The 7,493-nt window shown below is 73.0% G+C and carries 8 protein-coding genes and 1 pseudogene; 6 read left to right on the forward strand and 3 right to left on the reverse strand.

The window, feature by feature from the left end:
- Both B207_RS0124270 and B207_RS0124275 read left to right on the forward strand, forming a co-directional pair.
- A complete protein-coding gene (locus B207_RS0124270) occupies positions 1-510 on the forward strand; it encodes a hypothetical protein (RefSeq protein WP_018639269.1) in 510 nt (169 codons plus the stop codon).
- Positions 507-2,183 carry a TerD family protein gene (locus tag B207_RS0124275; RefSeq protein WP_018639270.1) on the forward strand — a complete coding sequence of 559 codons (1,677 nt, stop codon included), beginning with the start codon at positions 507-509 and terminating at the stop codon, positions 2,181-2,183. Before B207_RS0124270 ends, B207_RS0124275 begins: the two co-directional genes overlap by 4 nt.
- Positions 2,184-2,221: 38 nt before the next feature.
- On the opposite strand, the gene B207_RS0124280 is transcribed toward B207_RS0124275, so the two are convergent.
- Positions 2,222-2,695 carry an acyl-CoA thioesterase gene (locus B207_RS0124280; RefSeq protein WP_018639271.1) on the reverse strand — a complete coding sequence of 158 codons (474 nt, stop codon included), beginning with the start codon at positions 2,693-2,695 and terminating at the stop codon, positions 2,222-2,224.
- 589 nt (positions 2,696-3,284) lie between these two features.
- Between B207_RS0124280 and yidD the strand changes: the two are divergent.
- Together yidD and B207_RS0124285 are read left to right on the forward strand one after the other, a co-directional pair.
- Positions 3,285-3,404, forward strand: a pseudogene (yidD, locus tag B207_RS43025) (membrane protein insertion efficiency factor YidD); the annotation flags it as partial.
- Positions 3,405-3,444: 40 nt separating this feature from the next.
- Positions 3,445-4,071: a hypothetical protein gene (locus tag B207_RS0124285; protein WP_230205198.1), complete on the forward strand. Its 627-nt coding sequence runs from the start codon at positions 3,445-3,447 to the stop codon at positions 4,069-4,071.
- 509 nt (positions 4,072-4,580) lie between these two features.
- Here the strand turns inward: B207_RS0124285 and B207_RS0124290 are convergent.
- A complete protein-coding gene (locus tag B207_RS0124290) occupies positions 4,581-4,985 on the reverse strand; it encodes a PPOX class F420-dependent oxidoreductase (protein ID WP_018639273.1) in 405 nt (134 codons plus the stop codon).
- A gap of 132 nt (positions 4,986-5,117) precedes the next feature.
- Here B207_RS0124290 and B207_RS0124295 point away from each other — a divergent pair, with 132 nt between their 5' ends.
- Together B207_RS0124295 and B207_RS35310 are read left to right on the forward strand one after the other, a co-directional pair.
- Positions 5,118-5,771: an SRPBCC domain-containing protein gene (locus B207_RS0124295; RefSeq protein ID WP_035741955.1), complete on the forward strand. Its 654-nt coding sequence runs from the start codon at positions 5,118-5,120 to the stop codon at positions 5,769-5,771.
- Positions 5,772-6,224: an ArsR/SmtB family transcription factor gene (locus B207_RS35310; RefSeq protein WP_018639276.1), complete on the forward strand. Its 453-nt coding sequence runs from the start codon at positions 5,772-5,774 to the stop codon at positions 6,222-6,224.
- Between the two features lie 43 nt (positions 6,225-6,267).
- Here B207_RS35310 and B207_RS0124305 read toward each other — a convergent pair whose 3' ends face one another.
- Entirely contained in the window at positions 6,268-7,176 is a 909-nt protein-coding gene (locus tag B207_RS0124305) for a Dyp-type peroxidase (protein ID WP_018639279.1), read from the reverse strand.
- Between the last annotated feature and the right edge of the window lie 317 nt (positions 7,177-7,493).

Consider the following 7,493-nt stretch of genomic DNA (forward strand, 5'->3'; position numbering starts at 1 on the left):
ATGATCTTCCGGTGGCGGGGTGAGAGCGCCGAGGCCGAGCCCACGGCCGGCGAATCGGCACCGCCCGCGTCCCCCGCGTCCCCCGCAGGGCAGGCGGGGCGGCTCCGGGAGGAGCTCGCGCGGATCGTCGGCCGCGCCAACGCCGACGGCGGCAGGCTCCCGCCCGGCGCGGTGCCGACCGTGCGCGACATCGACGACATCCTGCGGCCGCTGCTGGGCTACATCGAGACCAGAGGCGCGAGCGACGAGGAGCTGCGGTACATCGCCGCGATCGTCCAGGAGTACCTGCCACAGGCGCTGGACGATTTCCTGGCGCTTCCGCCCCGGTACGCCGACCGGCCAGGCGTCACCGGGACGACCCCCGCCGACGACCTGGTCCGCCAGCTCCAGCTGCTCGACGAGGGCGCCGGCGAGATCCAGGACTCCGTCTACAGCGGTGACGCCGCGAGACTGGCGATCCAGGCCCGGTTCCTGGACGCCAAGTTCCGCCGTTCCGACCTCGACGCATGACCGTGGCCCTGCCGCGCGGCGGCAACCTGCTGCTGGCGAAGGAGGCACCCGGCATCGAGCGGGTCCGCATCACCCTCGGCTGGAGCGCCACCACGCGGACGACCGGGGCCAGGTCGGGGGCCAGGTCGGGGGCCGGGGCGGGAACCAGCCCGGTGCCCGAGGCCGACGCCGTCGTCGTGCTTGTCGACACCGAGGAAAAGGCCCCGCGGCTCCTGCTCACCGACCAGGTGCCCAACCCGACCGAACGGATCGGCGCTCCGCGCGCACCCCACCGGACGGACGGGGACACCGAACAGATCGCCGTCGCGCTCCCCGCGGTGCCGGCGGACGTCACCCGACTGCAGTTCGCCGCGGCGGTCTACGACCCCACCGGCCGTAACCAGACCTTCCGGGCCGCCCCCCACGGCTTCATCCAGGTCTGCGACGACAGAGACGGCCGGGAGATCGTCAGCTACGCCTTCGAGGCGGAGACCGGCGCCGAGACAGCGCTCGTCTTCGGCGAGCTGTACCGGCACCCGACAGGATGGAAGTTCCGGGCGGTCGGCGAGGGGTACGCCAACGGCCTGCCCGGCCTGGTCGGCGGTGGCGGTGGTGCCGACGGCATCGCGGTGGTCCACCCGGCCGGCGCGGCCGCCTTCCTCACCCGACTCTCCCCGGCCCGCAGCCGGCGACGGGTGGCCGACCACCTGCGGTCCGCGACACGACCGGCACCACCCTCGCCCCCGGCACCACCCTCGCCGCCCTCGCCGCCCTCGTCCCCGGCGCAGCCGCCGGCTCCGCTCCCGCCGGCTCCGCTCCCGCCGGAGCCGGTGCCTCCGCCGAGTGCGCCCCCGTCGGCGGCGCGGCCGGCGCCGGCCGCGCCGGTCCCGCCGGCTCCCGTTGCTCCGCAGGTTCCGCCTGCCGTGCCGGTTTCGTCCGCTCCGGTTCCGTCCGTGTCTCCCGCCCCGCCGGTTCGGGTGGCGGTTTCGTCCGCTCCGTCACCGCTGGATCTCGGCCAGCCCGACGCGGGCTCCCGCCCCCGGCCGGCCACTGCTGAGGCGGGCGAACGGTCGTCCCGCTACCGGCAGCGCCACGAGCAGGTGAGCACCCTCGACGACGACCACCCGGCCACCATCTGGACCGGCGACACCCGCGGAACGGGCGCCATGACCGTGTCACTGCGCTGGACGCCGCTGCGGACCCGGACCGGTCTGCCGCGCCCGGCCAACATTCACCTCGGCTGCCTCTGGCAGGCCCTGGACGGGGCGGCCGGCGTCATCCAGCAGCACGGCGGCTCGGCGAGCGGAACGGGGCGCGCCGGTCGCCAGGTGCTGCGCCTCGTCGGCCGGGACGAGCGGGCCGAGCAGACGATCTTTGTGGATCTGGCCACGCTGCCGACCTTCAAGCGGTTCTTCGTGTTCGCCTACGGCCTGCACCGCTCGCCCGAGTGGGACCTGCTGCGACCGGTCGTCGCCGTCACCACGCGTGGCGGCGGGGAACTCGCCATCCGGCTCGGCCAGCCACCGGAGGACGCCCGGACGTGCATCGCGGTGTCATTCCACGTGGTCGGGGACGACCTCGTCATCCGCCGTGAGAACGACTTCGTCGACGGCCCCCAGGCCACCGCCGCGGCCCGCTACGGCTGGTCGCTCGAGTGGAACGAGGACGGCACCGCACCGCGCGACGCCGGGTAGCCGACCGGCCGGGGTCAGCCCGAACCAGCCCGGCCCGGTCAGGTGGTGCTGGCGGGCACCTGAACGGGAAACGCCATGGTCGTCAGCAGGCCGCGCACCGGCTCGGGCACCGGGACGGGGCCGGTCGGCCCGCGGTGCACGAGGACGGCGTCACACAGGGCCAGGCAGATCTCGTCCTCGAACAGCCCGCAGACCTGCTGGATCGAACTGGTGCCGATCCGTCCGACGCCGACAGCCACCTGGTAGGACCCGGGGTAGCGGACCTCCCGCAGATAGTCGATCTCCACGCGGGCCACGACCACCGGCAGCGGCCGCCGCTCCTGCGGGAGTGCCACGTGGCTGGCGCCGAGTACCGCCCGGTTCATCGCGACCCGTGCCTCCTCGAAAAGCGCCGCGATGGCCACGTTGTTCACATGGCCCAGACTGTCCATGTCGCCGAAGCGCGGCTGCATCGTCAGGACGAAGGGGTAGTTCGCCAGCCGGGTTCTCGCCGGGTCGAGTTTCGCTCCCATGAGGCCCTTCTACCGTGTCCGACGCACCTGGGCATCCCCGGCTGTGGCGGGAGTCTCGCTGCAGGCGGGCAGGCGGGCAGGCGGGCAGACGGGCAGGCGGGCGGGCAGGCAGGCAGGTCGTGGCCGGAGGTGCGTGCCATGCCCGCGGTGGGTTGGTCGGGATAAGGTCTCCGGCGTGTTGACGGTGACCAGCGGCGCCCGGCCGGCAGCGGTCCCCTCGGCACTTCCGGACGGCTCCGATCGCGAGGCTGCCAGCGGCACCGGCGGCCTGCATTGGCCGCGCCGGCTTCGCCGGCATCACCGGCCGGGCCCGCGGGGCCGGCGTCGCTGGCCGCGCCGGTCGCGGCGGGCGGAGCGCCGCCGGCGGGCCCCCTCTCATGCCGCCGACGCCGGCGGCAACGCCTTCGACGGGTGCGATGGGTGCGATGGGTGCGACGGGTGTAGCCCGCTGCTCACCCTCGCCGCCCTGTTCACGCTCCTGTCCACACTCGCGGTGGTCGGGAACCGGCTCCGCGCCGCGATCCAGCTGCCGGGCCCGCGGACGTCGGAAGATGCGCCAGGAGCATCGGTGACCCGCAGCGGACTGGCGATGCGCGGCGTACTGACGGCGATCCGTGCGTATCAGCGTGCGGTCTCGCCGCGCCTGCCCGCGCGGTGCCGCCACACGCCCACCTGCAGCGCCTTCGCCGTGGCCGCGATCTCGGGTTCGGGGCTTGCCGCGGGCGCGGCGGCCACCGCAGGGCGGCTGCGTGCCTGCCGTCCCGCCGCTGTTCGTCCACCGCACCATCGCCCGGATGCGTGCCGCTGCCAGCCCGCCCGCCGGCGCGCGGCTGACAGTGCTCACCGAGGCGGCCCGGCGGTTCGCGACGGCGACCCTCGGCGACCTGTCGGTCGAGGAGTACCAGCGGATGGTCAGCCGCGTCGGCGGGCTGCCGATCTCCACCGTCCGGGCGGCGACCGAGGCCATCGCTGAGTGGCTCGCCCGCGCCGGCGACTCGATCGGGCGTGCCTGCCCGGTGGGAACGGCCATCGACTGGCGTGACCCGTCCACCCGGAGCGGGCGGTCTGGGCCCGGCGCGGCGAGGTGCTCGCCGACCAGCCGTCCCGGCTGCCGAGCCTGCCCCCAGAGGATGACGCGGCGGCTCTTCCCGTCCAGCCGCTGGGCAGCGCGCGGGCCGTCGGGGCGTACCTGGCCCGCAAGGCCGCTGACCGTGATGACCCAGGACGCCCGGATCGTCGATCACCTGCTGAACGAGCCGACCATCCGGAACCTCTACCTGGGCGATCACCCGACCGTCTGGATGGCCGCCGGTGTCCCGCACGACGGTTACCTCGCGGACTTCCTCATGGAGAACAAGGCCCTTGTCCGGGACTGACCGCGAACCGGTGCCGGGCGCCGGGCGCCGGACCGCGGGCTTCGGGAGCTCCGCGGTCCGACGCCCTGGGCAGGGCCCGGTGACCAGCACAAGGATGATCAGTGCCAGGCCCCGGCCCCTGCGCCGGCCGTCATCACCTGCTGCAGACCCAGACGGTCCGCGGCGGAACCCAGCGCCGATGGCCGTGTGCCCAGACCCAGTGGCCATTCACGTGGCGCCAGTAGCAGTGACGCCTACCGTGGTCTCCCCCGCCGCGGTCTTTCTCGCCGGAATGCGTCCCACCGTGGTAGGTGCCGCCGGCGACATCGCCCCGTGGCGGTGCGGCCTGCGCGGGAGCCGCCCCCAGTACCGTGCCCAGTGCGGCAGCGGCGATCAGCAACGGAAACGTCTTCTTTCGGTACGCCATATCTGCTCCCCCCGGCGCACTGCGTAAACGCAGGACGCCAACTTCGTCGAGGAAGTTCCGGCCGTGGTGCAGACCTGGAATACCCGCGCCGGCCGGGATGCAATCAGGTCGAGATTGTTCGAGCCTGCATCCCCTCCGCGCCCGCGTCGATTCCCCAGCTGATGATCCGGCGCGGACGAATACGAATGACCTCCGGGCTCAGGTGTCCGGCCGGTGGATCCTCGCCGGTAACGGCGGCAGCCTCTCCACGTATCTCGATACCGCGCACCCGCCACGGGTTCACGGAGAAGATATCGTCAATCACGAGGGAGACCTCCCGAGTGGCCGCCACATTCCGGAACTTGCGGGTGGTGCCCAGGTTGTACCCGTGAATGTCAATGGTGTCGGTGGCGGTGTTGTGTCGGAATGCTACCGGACTGTTCTGGGGTGTACCGCCCGGCGTGACGGTGGCCAGTCTGCCGAGGCGCTGGCCGGCGAGGTACTCGAGTTCCGCGGCGGTGAAGACCATGCCTCCGGATCCTGCGACCTCAACCTCGCTTCAGGTCAAGGAGGTGCCCCGGGCCAGCCCCGGAGTTCGGGCGGCGCGCCTCAGTCAAGCCCGGTCCTTGCAATATAGGTGTGTGCTTATATTCTGCCCGCTATGAGCATGGATCCCGTGATCGCAGCCGGCCTGGTGACCCGTGAGGTCCGCCGGGGCACCCGTGACGGGGCGCCGACCAGGACCGTCGTCGCGCACCGCAGCTATCCGACCAGCCAGTCCGATCTCTGGGACGCGCTGACCAGCCCCGACCGCATCCCACGCTGGTTTCTGCCGGTCAGCGGCGATCTCGAGGTCGGCGGCCGGTACCAGCTCGAGGGCAACGCGGGCGGGGTGGTCGAGCGCTGCGAGCCGCCGGACTCGTTCGCGGTGACCTGGGAGTTCGGGGAGATGGTGTCCTGGCTGCGGATCTCGCTGACGCCGGCGACCACCGGCGGCACCACCACCCTCGAGCTTGTCCACGAGGCGCCCTTCGACCCCGGCATGTGGGGGCAGTTCGGCCCGGGCGCTGTCGGTGTCGGCTGGGATCTCGGCCTGCTGGGGCTCGGCCTGTACCTCGACAGCGGCAAGCCGGTCGACCCGGAGATCATGGCGTCGTTCCACACCTCACCCGACGGTGCCGCGTACATCCAGCGGTCGGCGGCGGGCTGGGCCGACGCCGCGGTGGGCAGCGGCGATGATCCAGAGCCGGCGCGGGAGGCCGCAGCGCGCACGATAGCCTTTTACACGACCACCCCCGAGGACGCCGGGAGCTGAATGAACGGCCTCTTCGAGGCCCTCGGTGAGCCGACCCGCCGGCAGATCCTCGAGCTGCTGGCCGGCGGCGAGCAGCCGGCGGGCGTTCTCGTCGAGGCGCTGCGCACCCGCGGGCCGATCTCCCAGCCCGCCGTCTCACAGCACCTGCGGGTACTGCGCACAGCGGGGCTGGTGACCGTGCGGGCCGAAGGCGCCCGCCGGTACTACGCGCTGGACGAGTCCGGCCTGCGGGCCGCCCAGGGGTGGCTGGCCGGGCTCGTCGACCCGCTGGGCGCGTTCGCCCAGCCGCTCGACGCGCTGGCGACCGAGATCGCCCGTGGTCGCCGCTCACGCCGCGAGGCCACGCTCGCGCCCACCCCGGTGGGCCAGCACCGGCCCGCCGACCCCGACCCCGCTCCCGGCCTCGGCACCGGCACCGGCACCGAGCGTGGGCGCGAGCGGTTCGGCGCCTGAGCCCCGTGCTGGTCGTGCTGGCCGAGCCCGCGGGACCCGCCGATCAGTCGTCGTCCTCCGGGGCGAAGCCGGCCAGCGCCGTCACCGACGGGATCAGGTAGTAGGCACCGCTGACCGGCGTCGTGTACCGGGTCAGCTCGTCGCGCAGTCCGTCCTCGGTGGCGCCGGCCATCCGGCGGAGCATGAGGTCCAGCGTCCGCTGTTCGTGGCTGAAACCGACGAACATCGTGCCGTGCTCGGTGACCGTGCCGTAGGCGGTGTTCCGGCGGAAGATCTTCAGTTCCTCGCCGTCCTCCTCGACGACCGTGCGCGAGACGTGCGAGGTCGGCGGCATGGCGGCCTCGTCGAGCTCGACGCTGTCGGCCTTCGTGCGGCCGATCACCCGCTCCTGCTCCTCGACCGGCAGGATCTGGAAGGCGTCGGAGTCGTGCCGCCACCGCTGGAACAGCAGCACGCTGCTGCCCGCGCCCGGCCCGTCCGCGACCACGGCGACACCGGGCGCGACCAGCAGGGACGGGTTCTCCGTCCCGTCGATGAAGCCGGTCAGGTCACGATCGTGCTCGTACACCCAGCCGGTGACCTCGCTGGCCACCGCCGCGATACCGCCGAGCGCCGCGATGACGTTACGGCTGTTGTTGAAGACGGCGGTGCGGTCGCTGCCCGCGACCCACGCCCAGGCGTCGCGCTGCGTCGCCGGCATCTGGAAGCCGTCGACGCCGACGATCGGCTCGGTGAAGCCACGGACGCCGGACGGGGCGTGGTCCGGTGCGACCTGCGCCCACAGCTCCGGCCGGAACCCGACGACGAGGTTCACCCCGCCGCCGGTCGACAGCGGGCCGGTCAGGCCGGCGACCGCCTTGACCAGGTCGGTGGGGGAGGCCCCGTCCTGGAGCGAGAACTCCAGGTAGCAGTGCTCCGGAGCACCCAGCCCGAAAATCCCCGGTTGCGTCACCCGACCTGCCCTTCATACCAGCGACAACGATCACCTGCCTACGCGCGCTTTCTGACGCTACCTAATGATCAGGATTCGGGGTTGCCCGCTCGGATGAGGGCGGCTCCTCCTCGGCGAGGTCAGCGACCGGCTGATCTCGCCGGGCTGGCTGGTCGTGGTCTGGTTCCCGTGGTTCGCCCCCGGCGATCTGACGCTGTGTCTTGTTTCTCGCCGCGCGGTCGAGTGCTGCGTTCGCGTGCCTAAAGGGCCACCTGTGTCCGTCCTGCCCGGAGCCTTGACGGATCGAGAGGGCGAGCGTTCCGCAACCCCTCGCCGGT

This window comes from Parafrankia elaeagni, from assembly GCF_000374165.1.
In the GTDB taxonomy this organism is placed as follows: Bacteria; Actinomycetota; Actinomycetes; order Frankiales; family Frankiaceae; genus Parafrankia; species Parafrankia elaeagni.

Bases quoted from the DNA above. Each gene is read 5' to 3' on its own strand.
- B207_RS0124270 (WP_018639269.1), top strand. From the start codon at position 1: ATGATCTTCCGGTGGCGGGGTGAGAGCGCCGAGGCCGAGCCCACGGCC.
- B207_RS0124275 (WP_018639270.1), top strand. From the start codon at position 507: ATGACCGTGGCCCTGCCGCGCGGCGGCAACCTGCTGCTGGCGAAGGAG.
- B207_RS0124280 (WP_018639271.1), bottom strand. From the start codon at position 2,695: ATGGGAGCGAAACTCGACCCGGCGAGAACCCGGCTGGCGAACTACCCC.
- B207_RS0124290 (WP_018639273.1), bottom strand. From the start codon at position 4,985: ATGGTCTTCACCGCCGCGGAACTCGAGTACCTCGCCGGCCAGCGCCTC.
- B207_RS0124295 (WP_035741955.1), top strand. From the start codon at position 5,118: ATGAGCATGGATCCCGTGATCGCAGCCGGCCTGGTGACCCGTGAGGTC.
- B207_RS35310 (WP_018639276.1), top strand. From the start codon at position 5,772: ATGAACGGCCTCTTCGAGGCCCTCGGTGAGCCGACCCGCCGGCAGATC.